Genomic DNA, 16,342 nt, shown 5'->3' on the forward strand with positions numbered 1-16,342 from the left:
CGACCTTCCTGAGAGTAGCTATGCTCCAAAGGCGGCAACGGCAGCCTGATATTCCGCTTTAAGTTGCGCGATGAAGGCCGTGGCGGACTGGATTTGGCGGATGGCGCCAATCCCCTGCCCCGCGCCCCAGACGTCGCGCCAGGCCTTTTTATCGCCGCCCGCTATGCTGGAAAAATCCATGTCCGACGCCTTGGGCAGCTTGTCGGCGTCCAGCCCGGCGGCGGCGATGCTGGGGCGCAGATAATTGCCGAGCACGCCGGTGAAATAGTCGGAATAGACGATGTCGCCCGCGCCGCTATCGACGATCATCTGCTTGTAGGCCGGTTCGGCATTGGCTTCCTCGGTCGCGATGAAGGGGGAACCCATATAGGCGAAGTCCGCCCCCATCATCCGCGCCGCCGCGATCGATCGTCCCGTGGCGATCGCGCCCGACAGGGCCAGCGGCCCATCGAACCAGGCGCGGATTTCCTCCACCAGCGCGAAGGGCGACAGCGTGCCTGCATGGCCGCCCGCCCCCGCCGCCACGGCGATCAGCCCATCGGCGCCCTTCTCGATCGCTTTGCGCGCGAAGCCATTGTTGATGACGTCATGCAGGACGATGCCGCCAGAGCTATGCACCGCCTTGTTCACATCCTCCCGCGCGCCGAGCGAGGTGATCACGATGGGCACGCGATATTTGACGCAGAGGGCGAGATCCTCCTCCAGCCGGCTGTTGGTCTTGTGCACGATCAGGTTGACGGCGAAGGGCGCATCCTTGTCTGTCAGAGCCTCTCCCAAATGTTGCAGCCATTGTTCGAACACGCCCGAAGGCCGGGCATTGAGCGAGGGAAAGGCGCCGATGATCCCGGCGCGGCACTGGGCGATCACGAGCGTTGGCTGCGACACGATGAACATCGGTGAGCCGATCAGCGGCAGGGACAAACGGCCTTCTAAAAATGCCGGCAAGCTCATGGACGGGTGCCTCTCCTTTGATGTGGCACCGCGCTATCATCGGACAAGCCGCAGAAAAAGGCGAAATTCACCCCAGCACTCAGCTTTGGCAGGGACGCGGGCAGAAACGGCCGTTCGCCGTAACGACGGCGACAGGGAAATTATTCACCGACGATCTTGAGCAGGCGCCGCTCGACCGGCGCGAGAATTCCCTGAAGCTCGGTTCCGCGCTTCAGCACATGGCCCGCCTCCCCGATCAGCGCCCACATGCCCTGCCGGTGGCGCAGGGAAGGCCGTTTTTCGATTCGGAATTCCGGGCGTTCGGCCGATCGGCGGAAGGCGGAGAAGATAGCGGCTTCGCGGCCCATGTCGATCGCATAGTCACGCCAATGACCGGCGGCGACCATGCGGCCGTACAAATCCATGATCCGCTGAAGTTCGAGACGATCGAAACCGGTCTGACCGGCTGCCCTTGCGCCCTGGGCTGCTTGCGACGGGAACGGCGTCACATTGCTCATCAGGCGCGGCCACGCTCCTTGAACAGGGGAATGTCATCACCCGGCGCATCACTGGGCACATTGCCGCGTTCCGCGATCAGTTCGGCCAGGCGCTTCTGCAATTGCTCGACCTCGCACTGAAGCAGTTCCAGCTTCTGCTTTTCCGGATCGAAACAGTCCGTGCAGGGCGTGCCATAGGGCAGGAATTCGCGCTGATAGGCGGTCACGTCGACCAGCATGGCGCGGGCGGGAATGCCGACCATGGTGGCGCCTTCCTTCACATCCTTGGTCACGACGGCATTGGCTCCCACGCGGGCTCGGGCGCCGACGCGCACCGGACCCAGAACCTGCGCGCCGGACCCGACGATGACGCCGTCCTCCAGCGTGGGATGCCGCTTGCCGGCGATGCCGTTCGCAGGGTCGGTGCCACCCAGCGTCACATTCTGGTAGAGAGTGACGTCATCACCGATCTCCGCCGTTTCCCCGACGACCGTGAAGCCATGGTCGATGAAGAAGCGCTTGCCGATTCGGGCGCCTGGATGAATGTCGTTGCCGGTCAGGAATCGCGAGAAATGATTCACCGCCCGGGCCAGGAAATAGAGCCGGGCGCGATAGAGGCGATGCGCCACGCGATGGAAGGCCAGCGACCAGACGCCCGGATAGAGCAGGATTTCGGCGCGCGAGCGCGGAGCAGGGTCACGGGATTTGACCGAGTCCAGATAAGCAATAAAATTGCGCAGCATGCAGCGCCCCTGATGAAACCGACCAACTGGTACATAAGCGCAAAAGGATGAATTTTCCAGATGGCAGGCTATTTCGGCTTCGCCCGATAAAACAGAAAGTTTCTTGGCGGCCCGTGATATACCAATCAAGGCGGTAGACAATCATAACAGGGACCATTGAATGATCGACACCTTTATCGCCCATTTCGGCGAAATTCTGCCTTTCATTCTTATCGGTTTCGGCGCCCAGATGATCGACGGCGCCCTAGGCATGGCCTATGGCGTCATTTCCAGCACGCTGCTGCTGGCGCTCGGCGTGCCGCCCAGCAGGGCTTCGGCCAGCGTGCATGCGGCGGAAACCTTCACCACCGGCGTATCCGCGATCAGCCATATCGCCCATCGCAACGTCGACTGGCGGCTGTTCGCGCGGCTCATCATTCCAGGCGTGATCGGCGGCGTCACGGGCGCCTATCTGCTGTCCCATGTCGACGGCGCCGTCATCAAGCCGTTCGTGCAATTCTACCTGACGGCGATCGGCGTCTATCTGGTCTGGCGCGGTTTCCATTACCCGCCCCAGGCGCGCGATCCCAAATGGGTGGGGCCACTGGGCCTTGTCGGCGGCTTCATGGACGCGACCGGCGGCGGGGGCTGGGGGCCGGTGGTGACATCGAACCTGCTGATCCAGGGATCGAGCCCGCGGCACACCATCGGCACGGTCAACAGCGTCGAATTCATCCTGACCCTGTCGATCAGCATCACCTTCCTGCTGCATCTGGGATGGGAAACCTTCACCACCTACACGATCGGCCTGCTGATCGGCGGCGTGATTGCGGCGCCCTTCGGTGCGAAGTTGGCCCGGCACGTCTCGCCACGGACGCTGTTCATCGCCGTGGGATCGATCCTGACGCTGACATCGCTGTTCGGCGTGGCCAAATGGCTTGGATATATCGGCTAAACCACTTATATTGCACCTTCCAATCGAGGAAGGCGATCAATGTCGAGCTACATGCCCACGCTCAAGCAGCTACAATATCTTGTGGCGCTGAAGGAGCATGGCCATTTCGGCAAGGCGGCGGACAGTTGTTTCGTGACCCAGTCGACGCTTTCGGCGGGCATTCGCGAGCTGGAGTCGCTGGTCGGCATCACGCTGGTCGAGCGGACCCGCCGGGTGGTGCGCTTCACCGCGCTGGGCGACCGCATCGTCGAGAAGGCGCATCGCGTGCTGCGCGAGGCGGAGGAACTGGCCGCCATTGCGGAAGCTTCGGGCAAGCCGCTGACCGGCGAATTGCGCATGAGCGTCATTCCCACCATCGCGCCCTTTCTGCTGCCCCGCCTGCTGCCCAAACTGCGCAACGAGCGGCCGGAACTGAAGCTTTACCTGCGCGAGGAAACGACGCAGGCGGCGATCGAATCCCTGCGGCATGGCAATGTGGATTGCGTGCTGCTGGCCCTGCCCTTTCCGACCGGGGAACTGGACAGCGAAATATTGTTCCAGGACCGGCTCTATGTCGCCTTCCCGCGCGATGATCCGCGCGATCCGCCCGAATGGATCACGCCCGAGATGATCGACGAGACCAAGCTGCTGCTGCTGGAGGACGGTCATTGCCTGAAGGACCATGCGCTGGCTGCGTGCAACCGGCCGGAAATCCGGGCGAGCGCGATGATGATGGGGACTTCGCTGCATACGCTGGTGCAGATGGTGGATAACGGCCTGGGCATGACCATCATGCCGGAAATGGCGATCGCCAGCGGACTGCTGGACCATACGCAGATCACCGCCCGGCCGCTGCGGTCGGAACGGGCGCATCGCGACATCGCGCTGGTGTGGCGCAAGAACAGCCCCCGGGACAAGGAATTCCGGTTGTTGGCGGAGCTGCTGCGCGATGCGGCGGATTTGCCGGAGGTCAGCCGGGCGGCTTAGACAACGAGCGTTGCCTTGGACGAAGAATCACCGTGCTCCTGCGCAGGCAGGAGTCCAGTTCAGACGGCGGGACTGGGCTCCTGCCTGCGCAGGAGCACGGAGGTTTGGCAGCGTAAGTCAGAGCGCGTTACCGCTTCCAACTATCAGCCTTCACATCATCCTCGGCGCGGGCTTCGACCCAGGCGGTGCGGTCATCGAAATGCTCCTTCTTCCAGAAGGGCGCCTGCGATTTCAGCCAGTCGATGAGGAACGCGCAGGCCTCCAACGCAGCCGTGCGGTGGCGTGAGGCGGTGCCGACGAAGACGATCCGCTCGCCCGGCTCAAGCCGCCCGAAGCGATGGATCACCCGCACGCCAAGCAACGGCCAGCGTTCGCTTGCCTCGGCAACGATGCGTTCGACCTGCGCCGTCGTCATCGCCGGATAATGTTCGAGTTCGAGCGCGATCAGCCCGCCATCCCCCCGCACGATGCCGGTGAAGCTGGCGACGCCGCCGCCGCCGCTTGCCTCCAGCACGGCGAGTTCCGTCGCCGGGTCGAAATCCCCGGTCTGGATGGAAACGCTGCTCATCCGCCCGTGACCGGCGGAAAGATCGCCAGTTCCTTCGCTTCCCCGATCGGGCTGTCGAGCGGCACGAAGCGCTGGTCGAGCGCCGCGCGCAGCTTGTCCGGTCGCGCAAAGGCCTCGGCATAGCCGCCGCCCCGCGCCGCCAGCGTGGCGATAAGCGCGCCGATGGTGACATCGGCGGCGGGCCGCTCGACCTGCTCCTCATCCCGGCCGATGGCTTCGCGGACCCAGGCGAAATAGACGAGGCTAAGCCGTGCCATCGCTCAATCCATATGCTTGATGCCGACGCGCAGATAATCCCAGCCCGTGACCAGGGTCAGGATCGCCGCCGCCCAGAGAGTGGCGATGCCGACCAGTTGCACGAAGGGGAATTGCGGGACAGCGCCTGCGAGAATCAGCGCACCCAGGGCGATGAGCTGAAAGGTGGTCTTCCATTTGGCGAGGCGGGACACCGGCACGGACACCTGGAGCCCCGCCAGAAATTCGCGCAGGCCCGACACGGCGATCTCCCGCAGCAGGATGATCATCGCCGCGGCGATATGGATGCCCGAAATGTCGCGGGTGGCCGACAGCATCAGGATCACCGCGCCGACCATGATCTTGTCGGCAATGGGATCGAGGAAAATGCCCAGTCTCGACACCGCGCCCTGCGCCCGGGCGAGATAGCCGTCGAAATAATCGGTGATCCCCATCAGGCAATAGAGCGCGAAGGCCAGCATATAGCCCGTGGTCCAGCGCGCGCCGATTTCGGCGGGCCAGAGCAGGGCGACCAGCAGGGGTACGGTCAATATACGCGAAAGCGTCAGCAAATTGGGCAGCGTCAGCATGGCGGCGGACTGCCACAGTCAGCGCCGGTGCACAAGCGGTCGCACGAGCAAGGCGACACGCCTTCGCGCACGGGAGGATTGGACAGACCAGTCATCTATGGCTAGACCCCGCCACGCTCATCCACAGCGAAGAAGACCCCCTCGCCCATGCAAGCCTCTCTCAGGCTCCTCAACAAGCGACGTTTTCTGCCGCTTTTCATCACCCAGCTCCTCGGCGCCTTCAACGACAATCTGTTCAAGAATGCGATGGTGCTGTTCGTCGTCTACACCGTCTACAATGACGAGAAATCCGAAACCTGGTTCAGCGCGCTGGCGACGGGCGTGTTCATCCTGCCCTTTTTCCTGCTGTCCGCCCTCTCCGGACAATTGGCGGATCAACGGGACAAGGCGACCATCATCCGCATCGTCAAGGCCGCCGAAATCGTCATCATGACCGTCGGCGCGGCCGGGCTGGCGCTGATCTGGAGCGGGATCGCGGTCCATACGCTCGCCATTCCGCTGCTGCTGGTCGCGCTGTTCGCCATGGGGGTGCATTCGACCTTCTTCGGGCCGATCAAATATGCGATTCTGCCGCAGCATCTGCATGATGAGGAAGTGCTGGGCGGAACCGGACTGGTCGAGGCGGGAACCTATATCGCGATTCTCGCCGGGACCATATTGGCCGGGGTCATCCCGGTGCAGGCGGCGGCGGTCGGCATCATCCTGACCGCCGTGATCGGCTGGCTCGCCGGCCGCAAGGTGCCGCCCGCCCCATCGCTGCTGGAGCGGCAGCCGATCGATTTTCACATCATCCGATCCTCGATAACGCTGGTGCGGGGAACGATGCATATCAGGCGGCTTTACCTTGCCATCATGGCGATCAGCTTCTTCTGGGCCGTGGGCACCGTGCTGTTCATCCAGTTCCCGCCGCTGGTCAAGAATGTGCTGAGCGCCGACAAGTCGGTCGCCAGCCTGTTCCTGGGCATTTTTTCGATCGGCATCGCCATCGGATCTGTCGCGATCAACCGGATGCTGGGGGGGCATGTGTCGGCCAAATATGCCCCGGCTTCCGTGATCGGCATGGGAATCAGCATCATCGCCTTCCATATCGTGTGCGATCTCTGGATGGCGGGGTCCGACGGGCGGATGCTTTCGCTGGCGGGATTTCTGTCCCATCCACTGGCGATTCCGCTGTCGATCTGCCTGCTATGCGTGGCGACCTTCGGCGGCATGTTCGTGGTGCCGCTCTATGCCTTCCTCACCACCACGGTCGAGAAATGCGAGGCGGCGCGGACGGTCGCGGCGAACAATATCGTCAATTCGGGCGCGATGGTGATCGGATCGCTGATCACCATCAGCCTCAGCATCGCCGGGCTATCGGTGGTGAACCAGTTGCTGCTGGTGGCGGCGCTGTGCCTGCCCTGTGCGTGGATCGCATGGACGCTGCACAAGGCCTGCGATTGAGGCAGCGGCGGCTCCTAAAAAATGAAGCTGTAGAAGGCAGTGAAGAAGGCGCCGAAGCTTAGCATGAACAGCTTCCAGTCATTGTCGTCGGATGGCTGCGCACGGGGACGACTGGCCGCTTCATCGGCCAGGCGCAGCACGTGGCGCGGCAGCCGCTGGCGGAACGGATGGCGGGCCGACTCGCTCGTCAGGACTAGAGGTCTCGTTCTCATGAGCGACAAGTTAAGAGATTCTTTACCATTTGGAACATCGCGATTCACGGTTAATCCGGGGCTGTCCCGCGACGGGACATGCTTGACTGTATCAGGCAAATAACACAGCATGACCGAAGCGATGAAAGACCCCCAGCCGACTCCGGAGCCCGAAACCCTGCCGCCCCGCGTCTTCGGCGCCGGCCCGCCAAGCGCCTTTGCGCCGCCAAGACCCTGGAGGCGCCGGGTGCAGATCGCCGGATGGGTGGTCGCGGCCCTGCTGGCGCTGCTGATGATCATCATCGCCTGGCTTGCGGTGACGGCGCCGATGTCGCGTTCCTTGAAGCCCATCGCGCCGCCCAGCATCAGTCTGATGTCGGCGGACAGCCATCTGATCGCGCGGCGCGGCGCGATCATCGACAGGCCGGTGACGGTCGCCGCGCTGCCCAAACATGTGCCGCAGGCCTTCATGGCGATCGAGGACCGGCGATTCTACGATCATTGGGGCGTCGACCCTCGCGGCGTGGCGCGGGCGGCCTGGCATAATCTCTGGTCCAGCGGCTCGTCCCAGGGCGGCAGCACGATCACCCAGCAGCTCGCCAAAGGCGTGTTCCTCTCCAGCGACCGGACTTTCGGCCGCAAGGCGCGGGAGGCGCTGATCGCCTTCTGGCTGGAAGCGTGGCTGACCAAGGACCAGATCATGGAGCGCTACCTCTCCAACGTCTATTTCGGAGACAATGTCTACGGCCTGCGGGCCGCGTCGCTGCATTATTTCAACCGCCAGCCCGAACGGCTGACCATCCCGCAGGCGGCGATGCTCGCCGGGTTGCTGAAGGCGCCCTCCCGGCTTGCGCCGACCGCCAATCTGAAAGGTGCGCGGGACCGGGCGGCGCTGGTGACTCAGGCGATGGTCGAAGCGGGCTATATCAGCAAGGCGCAGCGCGATGCCCTGCCCCCCGCGCGGCTCAATGTGCATGAGGCGCCCGATCCGACCAGCGGCACTTATTTCGCGGATTGGGTTCTGCCCCAGGCGCGGGATCGGGCGGGCGCGGTCTATGGCGCGCAAAATGTGACGACCACGCTGGATTGGCGCATTCAAAGGCTGGCGGAAGCCGCGATCCGCCGCGCACCGTTGGGCAAGGCGGAAGCGGCGCTAGTGGCGATGAAGCCCGATGGCAGCGTCGTCGCCATGGTGGGCGGCAAGGATTATGGCAAAAGCGCCTTCAATCGCGCTGTGCAGGCGAAGCGCCAGCCGGGTTCGACGTTCAAGCTGTTCGTCTATCTCGCGGCATTTCGCGCAGGCATGACGCCCGACGATTTCATCGAGGACACGCCGATCACCACCGGCACCTATCGCCCGGCCAATCATGGCGGCAAATATCGCGGCCGGATCACGCTGCGTCAGGCCTTTGCCGCGTCGAGCAACGTCGCGGCGGTGCGGCTGACGCAGAAGATCGGCGTCGACAATGTCATCAAGGTGGCGCGCGATCTGGGCGTCACCGCGCCGCTGACCGAGGACTTAAGCCTGGCGCTCGGCACCTCGGAAATCCCGCTGGTGGAACTGACCGAGGCCTATGCGGCGGTGGCGGCGGGCGCCTATCCGGTGCTGGCCCATGGCCTGCCGCCCGAGGAACAGGGCTGGTTCGACCGGCTGCTGAGCCGCCGAAAAGCTTTCAGCGACGATCAGTTGGAGATGATCCGCGACCTGCTGTCCTCCGCCGCCAATCGCGGAACCGGAAGCGCGGCGGCGTTGCGGACCAGCACCTTCGGCAAGACCGGCACGACGCAGGACAGCCGGGACGCGATCTTCGTCGGCTATGCGGGCGGGCTGGTGACGGCGGTATGGATCGGCAATGACGACAACACCCCCCTGCCCGGCGGCGCGGCGGGTGGCGGCGTGCCTGCGCGGATCTGGCGCAATTTCATGGCGGGCGCGATCAACGAGCCGGTCGAGGATGCGCCGGAGGAGACGAAAGACAGCGATCTGGTCAACGCCATCGCCAATGTCGCGACGGAGGCGGGCCTGGGCAATATGAGCGTTGGCCTGGATACGCAGGGCGTGACGGTGAATATCGGCAACGGACAGCTTCGTTTGCCGATCGACCAGCCGCCCGAACCTCCGCCGGGCGCGCCCGGACCGCAGCCCGGCACGCCACCGCCGCGCATCGTCGTCCCGACCGATCCGGCCGCGAGCGATCAAAGGCCTTGAGATGAGAGCGGCGCGGCTGCAACAAAACATGGGGTTGCGCCCTTTCTCCCCGGCGCATCCTGCCCTACATGGGTGGGGATGAGCGCCCCCCTCTACAATAAGGACATTTTGCGGCTGGCCGCGAACATTCCCCATCACAAGCGGCTGCCCGATCCGCAGGCGAGCGTGGAGAAACGCTCGCCCACCTGCGGGTCGCGGGTGACGGCAGATGTCAGGATGGAAGCGGGAAGGCTTGCCGATTTGGGACTGGACGTGAAGGCCTGCGCCCTGGGGCAGGCTTCGGCGGCGCTGATGGCGGCGCAGGCGATCGGCCTCACCGCCGATGAGCTGGCCGATGCGCGGGACCGGCTGACCGCCTATCTGGCCGGGGAAAGCGACGATCTGGATTTCTGGCCAGGGCTGGCGGTGCTGGCGCCTGCCCGGGGCTATCCGGCGCGCCATGCCTCCATCCGGCTGGGCTTCGAAGCCATTGCCGAAGCCGCGCGCATGGCCGACGCCTGATGCAGGGACAGGTTGCGCAGGTCGCCGCTTCGCCGGTTTCCGCCACCGACATATTGCTCTCCGAAGGGGTGGTGCTGCTTGGCGCGGCGGTGCTGTTCGTCATGGTTTTCCGCCGCCTGGGACTGGGCGCCGTGCTCGGCTATCTGGTTGCCGGCGCACTGGTCGGGCCGCAGGGGCTGAGGCTGGTCGGCGGGGCGGAATCGAAGCTTGCCATTGCAGAGATCGGCATCGTTCTGCTGCTCTTCCTGGTCGGGCTGGAACTGCATCCGGCGCGCTTGTGGCGGCTGAAACGGGATATTTTCGCTCTGGGCACGGCGCAGGTGGTGCTGTGCGGATGCGCGCTGACGGCGATCATCTTCTACACCACGGGCTTCACCTGGGGGGCAGCGATCGCACTGGGGTTGCCGCTCGCGCTTTCCTCCACCGCGCAGGTTCTTCCCGGCCTCAAGAGCAGCGGCCGCATCAATTCGCCCTTTGGCGAGAAGGTGTTTTCGATCCTGCTGTTCCAGGATCTGTCGATCGTTCCGCTGATCACCATCGTCGCGGCCCTGTCGCGCAATCCCGAAGATGTCGGCGGGCCGCCGGGATGGATGATGGCGGGCTATACGGTCGCGGCGATTGCCGGGCTGGTGCTGGCGGGCCGGTTCATCCTGCGCCCGCTGCTGCAACTGGTCGGGCGGCTGGGCGAGCGGGAGCTGTTCGTCACGGTCGGGCTGTTCACGGTGCTGGCGGCGGCGGCGTTGATGCATAGCCTGCACCTCTCGACCGCGCTGGGCGCCTTTATCGCAGGCGTGATGCTGGCCGATTCGCCCTATCGGCACGAGATAGAGGCGGATGTCGAACCCTTCCGCTCGATCCTGCTTGGCCTATTCTTCCTGGCGGTCGGCATGGTGCTCGACCTGCATGTGGTGGCGGCCAATCCCTTCTTCGTCATCGGCATGGCGGCGATATTGGTGCTGACCAAGGCGGGGCTGATCACCGGCCTCGCCCGGCTGTTCGGCATGGAGTGGAATCAGGCCATCGGCGCGGGGCTGCTGCTGAGCCAGGGCGGCGAATTCGGCTTCGTCCTGTTCGCGCAGGCGCAGAACGCCCTGCTGATCGCGCCCCAGGCGGCCAGCCTGTTCAGCGCCATCGTCACCTTCTCCATGGCGACGACGCCCTTCCTGATGCTGTTCGCCCGCAGGCTGGAATTCGCCAAGCCCAAAGCTAGGCCGGACCTGCCCAAGCCCGAGGATGCGCCGCGCGGCACCGCCATCATCGTCGGCTATGGCCGTTTCGGGCAAACCGTTGCGCAAATGCTGATGGGCCATGGCTTCGGCGTGGTGCCGATCGACAAGAAGCCATCCCAGATCGAAGTGTCCAGCCGCTTCAACATGAACGTCTATTATGGCGACGGCACGCGGATCGACCTGCTGCGCCGATCGGGCGCGGAAGAGGCGCGGCTGATCGCCTTCTGCATCGACGATCCCTCGCTCGATGCGCGGGCGCTGGAACCGATTGCGGAGGCTTTCCCGCAGGCTGCGCTGGTGGTGCGCGCCTTTGACCGGCGGCAGTTGCTGGCTCTCAAGGACATGGATCTGGCAGGCATCGTGCGCGAAGTGTTCGAATCCGCGATTCTCATGGGCGTGCAGGCGATGCAGGCGCTGGGCGTGCCGCCCGAGGAGGTCGAGGAGGTCGAGCGCCAATATCGCCGGAATGATGAGCAGCGCATGGCGTTGCAGATCGAGCATGGCAATTTGCTGGCGGCCAAGGATTTGATGTACCGGCCCGGCAGGCGGATGCGTCTGCTGGCGCGCGGCGAAGGGGAGGAAGAAGCATGATTGCGGTTCTGGCGGCGCTATCGGCGGCTTTGGCGATTGCGGCGGGAGCCTTTGGCGCGCATGGCGCGGCCAGCCCGCAGGCCGCGGAATGGCTGCGCACTGGCGGCCTCTATCAGCTCATCCATGCCGTGGCCGCACTCGCCATCATGGGGGTGGCGCGGGGTCCGGCGGCGCTGCAATTGGGCGGAGCGGCGATTTTCGCTTTCACCCTCTATGCCATGGCGTTCGGAGCGCCCAAATGGCTGGGCGCGGTGACGCCGATCGGCGGAACCCTGATGATCGCCGGGTGGATATGGGCGGCCTGGATATATTGGCGCGGATGATGGCGCGCCTCCAACGCCCACCACTTGCCCCCATCCCCGCCCACGCTTAGATTGAACTTATGGCCGATCACCACCAACACGACCATCATGAACCGGCAGGCGCCAGTCTGGCCGATGCCGCACGCGCCACGCTGGAGGCGAGCCAGGAACAATGGACGCCGATGCGCGCTGCCATTTTCGACGCTCTGGCAGCGGAGGAGACCCCGGCCTCAGCCTATGACATAGCCGATACCGTGTCCAAGGTGCGCGGAAAGCGCGTGGCGCCCAACAGCGTTTACCGCATCCTCGACCTGTTCGTGAGCAACAATATCGCGATGCGGGTGGAAAGCGCCAATGCCTATATCGCCAATGTGCATCCGGGCTGTCATCACGACTGCATCTTCCTGGTGTGCAAGAACTGCAAGCAGGCCACGCATGTCGACGACGACAAGGTGACGGACAAGGTCCGCGCCGTCGCCAGGGCGGAGGGGTTTCAGCCGGAACGCCCGGTCATCGAGATATTGGGCACCTGCGCCAAGTGCGCGGCGTGATGGAGACATTGCGCTTCGGCCCGGAACGGCCTAGCGCGGTCAGGAGTCTATGTCTTTCATGAACGATCGCCCCTCCACCCCGCTGCTCGACCAGGTCGCCTGGCCTGCGGAGCTGCGTAAGCTGCAACCCGATCAGCTTCGGCAACTGGCCGATGAGCTGCGGCAGGAAGTGATTTCCGCCGTGGGCGTGACGGGCGGTCATCTGGGATCCGGGCTGGGCGTGGTGGAGCTGACCGCCGCCATTCATTATGTGTTCGACACGCCGAACGACAAGCTGGTGTGGGACGTGGGGCATCAATGCTATCCGCACAAGATCCTGACCGGGCGGCGCGACCGTATCCGCACCTTGCGTCAAGGCGGCGGGCTCAGCGGTTTCACCAAGCGGGCCGAGAGCGACTATGATCCCTTCGGCGCGGCGCATAGCTCGACATCGATCAGCGCGGCCTTGGGCTTTGCCGTGGCGAACAAGATGCAGGGCAAAGCCGGCAAGGCCATCGCGGTCATCGGTGACGGCTCCATGTCGGCGGGCATGGCCTATGAGGCGATGAACAATGCGCGGGAAGCGGGCAACCGGCTGATCGTCATATTGAACGACAATGACATGTCGATCGCTCCGCCGGTCGGCGGGCTGTCGGCCTATCTGGCGCGGCTGGTGTCGAGCCGGGAGTTCCTTGGCCTGCGCGACCTTGCCAAGCGGCTGGCGCGCAGACTGCCCCGCCCGCTCCATAATGCGGCGCGCAAGACCGACGAGTTCGCGCGCGGCATGGCGATGGGTGGGACATTGTTCGAGGAATTGGGCTTCTATTATGTCGGCCCGATCGACGGGCATAATCTGGACCAGTTGATCCCGGTGCTGGAAAATGTGCGCGATGCGGCGGAAGGGCCATGCCTCGTCCATGTCGTGACGCAGAAGGGCAAGGGCTATGCCCCGGCCGAGGCGGCGGCGGACAAATATCATGGTGTGCAGAAGTTCGACATCATCACCGGCGCGCAGGCCAAGGCGCCTCCGGGACCGCCCAGCTATACCGGCGTCTTCGCCAAGGCGCTGATCGCGGAGGCTGAGCGCGATCCCGCCGTGTGCGCGATCACCGCCGCCATGCCTTCGGGCACGGGACTGGACAAATTCGCCGCCGCCTTTCCCGACCGGACTTTCGACGTCGGCATTGCGGAGCAACATGCCGTGACATTCGCGGCGGGCCTCGCCGCGCAGGGAATGCGGCCCTTCTGCGCGATCTATTCGACCTTCCTGCAGCGGGCCTATGATCAGGTCGTGCATGACGTGGCGATCCAAAATCTGCCGGTGCGCTTCGCCATCGACCGGGCGGGTCTGGTGGGCGCGGACGGTTCGACCCATGCGGGCAGCTTCGACGTGACCTACCTCGCCAGCCTGCCCAATTTCGTTGTCATGGCAGCCGCCGACGAAGCGGAACTGGTCCATATGGTCCATACCTGCGCCGTGCATGACGACGGGCCCATTGCAGTGCGCTATCCGCGCGGCAATGGCACGGGGATCGCCCTGCCCGAAACACCGGAAAGGCTGGAGATCGGCAAGGGCCGGATCGTGCGGGAGGGGCGCCAGGTCGCGATTCTGTCACTTGGCACCCGGCTAGAGGAAGCGATGAAGGCGGCAGAAGCGCTGGAAGCCAGGGGTCTGTCCACCACCGTGGCCGATCTTCGCTTTGCCAAGCCGTTGGATGAAGCCCTGATTCGCAAGCTGCTGACGACCCATGAAGTCGCGGTCACGATCGAGGAAGGCTCGATCGGCGGCCTTGGCGCGCATGTGCTGACATTGGCGAGCGACCAGGGACTGATCGACAATGGCCTGAAGCTGCGGACCATGCGCTTGCCCGACATCTTCCAGGATCAGGACAAGCCCGAAAAGCAATATGCCGATGCGCGGTTGGATGCGGAAGCGATCGTGGACACGGTGCTGACGGCGCTACGCCACAACAGCGCGGGCATCGGGACAGAGGTGCGGGCCTGATTGGCAACCAAAAGGTTGCATGAATTCCAAACGCGTGCATATTGGCAACCAGGAGGTTGCCGACATGACCGATTCCATCATCAAGACCATCGAGATTGCCGCCCCCATCGCGAAGGTTTGGGACGCGCTGATCGATCATGAGAAGTTCGGAGCCTGGTTCCGGGTCGCGCTGGATCAGCCTTTTGCCGTGGGTCAGGCTTCGACCGGGCATATGACCTATCCCGGCTATGAGGATTATCGCTGGGAAGCGCGGGTCTTGGCGATCGAGCCGATGACGCGCTTTGCCTATGAGTGGCCGGCGACCGGAGGCGACAAGGCGCTGATGGAGAGTGGCATGGCCGTGCCGGAATGGACGCTGGTGGAGTTCGTGCTGGAGCCGTTAGAGAATGGCACGCGGCTGACTGTGACCGAGAGCGGGTTCGACAAGGTGCCGGAGCCGCGGCGGAGCAATGTCATGCGGTCCAATGACGGCGGCTGGGCGGAGCAGGTGAAGAATATCCGCGACTATGTTGAGGGTTGAGAAGACCCCTCCCCCCGATCCGGCGCGGCTGTTTGCGGCTTTGGGTGACGCGACGCGGCTGGGGCTGATCGGGAGGCTTTCCGATGGTGGAGAGCGGTCCATCGTTCAACTGGGCGATGGATTGCCGATCAGCCGTCAGGCGGTGGCCAAGCATCTGGATGTGCTGCTGGGCGCGGGGCTGGTGCGGCGGACCAGGAGCGGGCGGGAGGTGCTGTTCACCTTGCAGCCGGAGGTCTTCGCGAAGGCCCGGAACTGGCTCGACCAAGTGGGGAGCCAGTGGGACGGGACTTTGGGCCGGTTCAAGGATTTTATCGAGAACCAGCCCTAAGTTTCTGCTTTTACTGCTGCGGGGTGGAAGCGCGAGCGTCCTGGCCGTCACCTTCCGGGGCAGCGATGATGTCGCGAGTTGTGGCGCCCTTGTCCACGACTTCGGTCGCCGGATCGCCAGCCGAGGAGCGGATGCCAGCGGCGGCATTGGCACGGCCGGCGGCGTTCAGCGTGGCGCTTTCGCCGGGGCTGCGGGCGGCGGGGCCGCCGAACATGGCTTCCATGGCGGCCTTGCTCGAATCGATGGACGCAGCCGCCGGGGTGCCCGGTGCGGGCGGGACCAGCGCGAAGTCGGGCGGGATCACCAGCGGAGCCTGACGCGCCACGGCGAACTCGTCGGGGCGGGCACGGCCGAAGAGGCCGCCGCCGCCGCCGCAAGCGGACAGCATCGAAATCAGGCCAGCGGCGAGGATCAGTTTACGCATTAGTTCAATGACTCCGTCTTTGCGCCCTTCTCGCGCAGCAGAAGCGCCCGCGCAAGCAGGATCAGCACGCCGAAAGTGATGGCCGCATCGGCCAGGTTGAAAATCAGGAAAGGCCGCCATTCGCCAAAATGCAGGTCGGCATAATCGACGACATAGCCAAGGCGCACGCGGTCGACGATATTGCCGATCGCGCCGCCAAGGACGAGGCCGAGCGCCGCAACATCCTGCCGCGCCTTTTCGCGCCACATCCACACGCCGACGAAGCCCGCGATCAGCATGGTCATGCCAACCAGAATCCAGCGCATCATGTCGCTGTCGGCGTGGAAGAAACCCATGGAAACGCCGCGATTTTCCAGCCAGCGCAAGCGGAAGATCGGCAGGATTTCGATGCCGTCATCCATCCGGCTTTTCAGCGCCAGCGGATAGGTGACGGTATATTTGACGAGTTGGTCGAGCGCGAGCGTGACGATCGCGACGATCAAGCCAAGCGGGCGGTGGTTGACGGGATTTGGCATCAATAAGTGCTCAACCTGAAATTCGAGCGCCCCGTGCTCCTGCGAAAGCACTCGAGTAAGACGAGTGGTTCGCGAGAGCCCAGTTCGGACCT

General features: G+C 64.4%; 20 protein-coding genes. 11 read left to right on the forward strand and 9 right to left on the reverse strand.

Features of this window, described 5'->3' with window-relative positions; all coding sequences use genetic code 11:
- Nucleotides 1-18: 18 nt before the first annotated feature.
- The 3 genes from K426_RS14275 to epsC all read right to left on the reverse strand — a co-directional run bounded on the left by K426_RS14275 (nt 19) and on the right by epsC (nt 2,170).
- Nucleotides 19-951 carry an NAD(P)H-dependent flavin oxidoreductase gene (locus tag K426_RS14275; RefSeq protein ID WP_066558310.1) on the reverse strand — a complete coding sequence of 311 codons (933 nt, stop codon included), beginning with the start codon at nt 949-951 and terminating at the stop codon, nt 19-21.
- Nucleotides 952-1,091: 140 nt separating this feature from the next.
- Nucleotides 1,092-1,448, reverse strand: a complete 357-nt coding sequence (locus K426_RS14280; protein WP_066558315.1) for a DUF2794 domain-containing protein — start codon at nt 1,446-1,448, stop codon at nt 1,092-1,094.
- A complete protein-coding gene (epsC, locus tag K426_RS14285; protein ID WP_066558319.1) occupies nt 1,448-2,170 on the reverse strand; it encodes a serine O-acetyltransferase EpsC in 723 nt (240 codons plus the stop codon). The genes K426_RS14280 and epsC overlap by 1 nt, the downstream gene beginning before the upstream one ends.
- 160 nt (nt 2,171-2,330) lie before the next feature.
- Between epsC and K426_RS14290 the strand changes: the two genes are divergently transcribed.
- Both K426_RS14290 and K426_RS14295 read left to right on the forward strand, forming a co-directional pair.
- Nucleotides 2,331-3,104 carry a sulfite exporter TauE/SafE family protein gene (locus K426_RS14290; RefSeq protein ID WP_066558326.1) on the forward strand — a complete coding sequence of 258 codons (774 nt, stop codon included), beginning with the start codon at nt 2,331-2,333 and terminating at the stop codon, nt 3,102-3,104.
- Nucleotides 3,105-3,143: 39 nt separating this feature from the next.
- Nucleotides 3,144-4,070 (forward strand): hydrogen peroxide-inducible genes activator, encoded by a 927-nt coding sequence (locus K426_RS14295; protein WP_066558331.1) that lies wholly within the window; start codon nt 3,144-3,146, stop codon nt 4,068-4,070.
- Nucleotides 4,071-4,197: 127 nt separating this feature from the next.
- Here the strand turns inward: K426_RS14295 and K426_RS14300 are convergent, their stop codons facing one another.
- The 3 genes from K426_RS14300 to pgsA are packed head-to-tail and all read right to left on the reverse strand — an operon-like array spanning nt 4,198 to nt 5,462.
- Nucleotides 4,198-4,638 carry a molybdenum cofactor biosynthesis protein MoaE gene (locus K426_RS14300; protein ID WP_066558337.1) on the reverse strand — a complete coding sequence of 147 codons (441 nt, stop codon included), beginning with the start codon at nt 4,636-4,638 and terminating at the stop codon, nt 4,198-4,200.
- Entirely contained in the window at nt 4,635-4,895 is a 261-nt protein-coding gene (locus K426_RS14305; protein ID WP_066558339.1) for a MoaD/ThiS family protein, read from the reverse strand. Before K426_RS14305 ends, K426_RS14300 begins: the two co-directional genes overlap by 4 nt.
- 3 nt (nt 4,896-4,898) lie before the next feature.
- Nucleotides 4,899-5,462 (reverse strand): CDP-diacylglycerol--glycerol-3-phosphate 3-phosphatidyltransferase, encoded by a 564-nt coding sequence (gene pgsA, locus K426_RS14310; protein WP_066558340.1) that lies wholly within the window; start codon nt 5,460-5,462, stop codon nt 4,899-4,901.
- Nucleotides 5,463-5,609: 147 nt separating this feature from the next.
- Between pgsA and K426_RS14315 the strand changes: the two genes are divergently transcribed.
- Nucleotides 5,610-6,905 carry an MFS transporter gene (locus tag K426_RS14315; RefSeq protein WP_066558341.1) on the forward strand — a complete coding sequence of 432 codons (1,296 nt, stop codon included), beginning with the start codon at nt 5,610-5,612 and terminating at the stop codon, nt 6,903-6,905.
- A 14-nt stretch (nt 6,906-6,919) separates the two neighbouring features.
- Here the strand turns inward: K426_RS14315 and K426_RS14320 are convergent, their stop codons facing one another.
- On the reverse strand, nt 6,920-7,117 hold the full coding sequence (locus K426_RS14320) for a hypothetical protein (RefSeq protein ID WP_066558343.1): 198 nt from the start codon (nt 7,115-7,117) through the stop codon (nt 6,920-6,922).
- Nucleotides 7,118-7,226: 109 nt separating this feature from the next.
- On the opposite strand from K426_RS14320, the gene K426_RS14325 reads away from it, so the two are divergent.
- From K426_RS14325 to K426_RS14360, 8 genes are all read left to right on the forward strand, one after another.
- Nucleotides 7,227-9,305 carry a transglycosylase domain-containing protein gene (locus K426_RS14325; protein WP_066558345.1) on the forward strand — a complete coding sequence of 693 codons (2,079 nt, stop codon included), beginning with the start codon at nt 7,227-7,229 and terminating at the stop codon, nt 9,303-9,305.
- Nucleotides 9,306-9,383: 78 nt separating this feature from the next.
- A complete protein-coding gene (locus K426_RS14330; protein ID WP_066558349.1) occupies nt 9,384-9,806 on the forward strand; it encodes an iron-sulfur cluster assembly scaffold protein in 423 nt (140 codons plus the stop codon).
- Nucleotides 9,806-11,626, forward strand: coding sequence for a monovalent cation:proton antiporter-2 (CPA2) family protein (locus tag K426_RS14335; protein WP_066558353.1), 1,821 nt, complete (start codon nt 9,806-9,808; stop codon nt 11,624-11,626). The genes K426_RS14330 and K426_RS14335 overlap by 1 nt, the downstream gene beginning before the upstream one ends.
- Complete coding sequence (locus tag K426_RS14340; protein ID WP_066558356.1) at nt 11,623-11,949, forward strand: DUF423 domain-containing protein; 327 nt, start codon at nt 11,623-11,625, stop codon at nt 11,947-11,949. The genes K426_RS14335 and K426_RS14340 overlap by 4 nt, the downstream gene beginning before the upstream one ends.
- A gap of 59 nt (nt 11,950-12,008) precedes the next feature.
- Nucleotides 12,009-12,479 carry a Fur family transcriptional regulator gene (locus K426_RS14345; protein ID WP_066558358.1) on the forward strand — a complete coding sequence of 157 codons (471 nt, stop codon included), beginning with the start codon at nt 12,009-12,011 and terminating at the stop codon, nt 12,477-12,479.
- Between the two features lie 49 nt (nt 12,480-12,528).
- The gene (gene dxs, locus K426_RS14350) at nt 12,529-14,463 is read left to right on the forward strand and encodes a 1-deoxy-D-xylulose-5-phosphate synthase (RefSeq protein ID WP_197672716.1); all 1,935 of its coding nucleotides are present in this window, start codon (nt 12,529-12,531) and stop codon (nt 14,461-14,463) included.
- 64 nt (nt 14,464-14,527) lie between these two features.
- A complete protein-coding gene (locus tag K426_RS14355) occupies nt 14,528-14,983 on the forward strand; it encodes an SRPBCC family protein (protein ID WP_066561823.1) in 456 nt (151 codons plus the stop codon).
- Nucleotides 14,970-15,311: an ArsR/SmtB family transcription factor gene (locus K426_RS14360; RefSeq protein ID WP_066558359.1), complete on the forward strand. Its 342-nt coding sequence runs from the start codon at nt 14,970-14,972 to the stop codon at nt 15,309-15,311. Before K426_RS14355 ends, K426_RS14360 begins: the two co-directional genes overlap by 14 nt.
- 10 nt (nt 15,312-15,321) lie before the next feature.
- Here the strand turns inward: K426_RS14360 and K426_RS14365 are convergent, their stop codons facing one another.
- Both K426_RS14365 and lspA read right to left on the reverse strand, forming a co-directional pair.
- On the reverse strand, nt 15,322-15,735 hold the full coding sequence (locus tag K426_RS14365) for a DUF3035 domain-containing protein (protein WP_066558360.1): 414 nt from the start codon (nt 15,733-15,735) through the stop codon (nt 15,322-15,324).
- Nucleotides 15,735-16,250, reverse strand: coding sequence for a signal peptidase II (gene lspA / locus K426_RS14370; protein ID WP_066558363.1), 516 nt, complete (start codon nt 16,248-16,250; stop codon nt 15,735-15,737). The genes K426_RS14365 and lspA overlap by 1 nt, the downstream gene beginning before the upstream one ends.
- Nucleotides 16,251-16,342 lie beyond the last annotated feature (92 nt).

This window comes from Sphingobium sp. TKS (assembly GCF_001563265.1).
Lineage (GTDB): Bacteria > Pseudomonadota > Alphaproteobacteria > Sphingomonadales > Sphingomonadaceae > Sphingobium.

Excerpts from the sequence above, each read along its gene's own strand:
- K426_RS14275 (WP_066558310.1), bottom strand. The coding sequence starts at position 951 with ATGAGCTTGCCGGCATTTTTAGAAGGCCGTTTGTCCCTGCCGCTGATC.
- K426_RS14280 (WP_066558315.1), bottom strand. The coding sequence starts at position 1,448 with ATGAGCAATGTGACGCCGTTCCCGTCGCAAGCAGCCCAGGGCGCAAGG.
- epsC (WP_066558319.1), bottom strand. The coding sequence starts at position 2,170 with ATGCTGCGCAATTTTATTGCTTATCTGGACTCGGTCAAATCCCGTGAC.
- K426_RS14290 (WP_066558326.1), top strand. The coding sequence starts at position 2,331 with ATGATCGACACCTTTATCGCCCATTTCGGCGAAATTCTGCCTTTCATT.
- K426_RS14295 (WP_066558331.1), top strand. The coding sequence starts at position 3,144 with ATGTCGAGCTACATGCCCACGCTCAAGCAGCTACAATATCTTGTGGCG.
- K426_RS14300 (WP_066558337.1), bottom strand. The coding sequence starts at position 4,638 with ATGAGCAGCGTTTCCATCCAGACCGGGGATTTCGACCCGGCGACGGAA.
- K426_RS14305 (WP_066558339.1), bottom strand. The coding sequence starts at position 4,895 with ATGGCACGGCTTAGCCTCGTCTATTTCGCCTGGGTCCGCGAAGCCATC.
- pgsA (WP_066558340.1), bottom strand. The coding sequence starts at position 5,462 with ATGCTGACGCTGCCCAATTTGCTGACGCTTTCGCGTATATTGACCGTA.
- K426_RS14315 (WP_066558341.1), top strand. The coding sequence starts at position 5,610 with ATGCAAGCCTCTCTCAGGCTCCTCAACAAGCGACGTTTTCTGCCGCTT.
- K426_RS14320 (WP_066558343.1), bottom strand. The coding sequence starts at position 7,117 with ATGAGAACGAGACCTCTAGTCCTGACGAGCGAGTCGGCCCGCCATCCG.
- K426_RS14325 (WP_066558345.1), top strand. The coding sequence starts at position 7,227 with ATGACCGAAGCGATGAAAGACCCCCAGCCGACTCCGGAGCCCGAAACC.
- K426_RS14330 (WP_066558349.1), top strand. The coding sequence starts at position 9,384 with ATGAGCGCCCCCCTCTACAATAAGGACATTTTGCGGCTGGCCGCGAAC.
- K426_RS14335 (WP_066558353.1), top strand. The coding sequence starts at position 9,806 with ATGCAGGGACAGGTTGCGCAGGTCGCCGCTTCGCCGGTTTCCGCCACC.
- K426_RS14340 (WP_066558356.1), top strand. The coding sequence starts at position 11,623 with ATGATTGCGGTTCTGGCGGCGCTATCGGCGGCTTTGGCGATTGCGGCG.
- K426_RS14345 (WP_066558358.1), top strand. The coding sequence starts at position 12,009 with ATGGCCGATCACCACCAACACGACCATCATGAACCGGCAGGCGCCAGT.
- dxs (WP_197672716.1), top strand. The coding sequence starts at position 12,529 with ATGTCTTTCATGAACGATCGCCCCTCCACCCCGCTGCTCGACCAGGTC.
- K426_RS14355 (WP_066561823.1), top strand. The coding sequence starts at position 14,528 with ATGACCGATTCCATCATCAAGACCATCGAGATTGCCGCCCCCATCGCG.
- K426_RS14360 (WP_066558359.1), top strand. The coding sequence starts at position 14,970 with ATGTTGAGGGTTGAGAAGACCCCTCCCCCCGATCCGGCGCGGCTGTTT.
- K426_RS14365 (WP_066558360.1), bottom strand. The coding sequence starts at position 15,735 with ATGCGTAAACTGATCCTCGCCGCTGGCCTGATTTCGATGCTGTCCGCT.
- lspA (WP_066558363.1), bottom strand. The coding sequence starts at position 16,250 with ATGCCAAATCCCGTCAACCACCGCCCGCTTGGCTTGATCGTCGCGATC.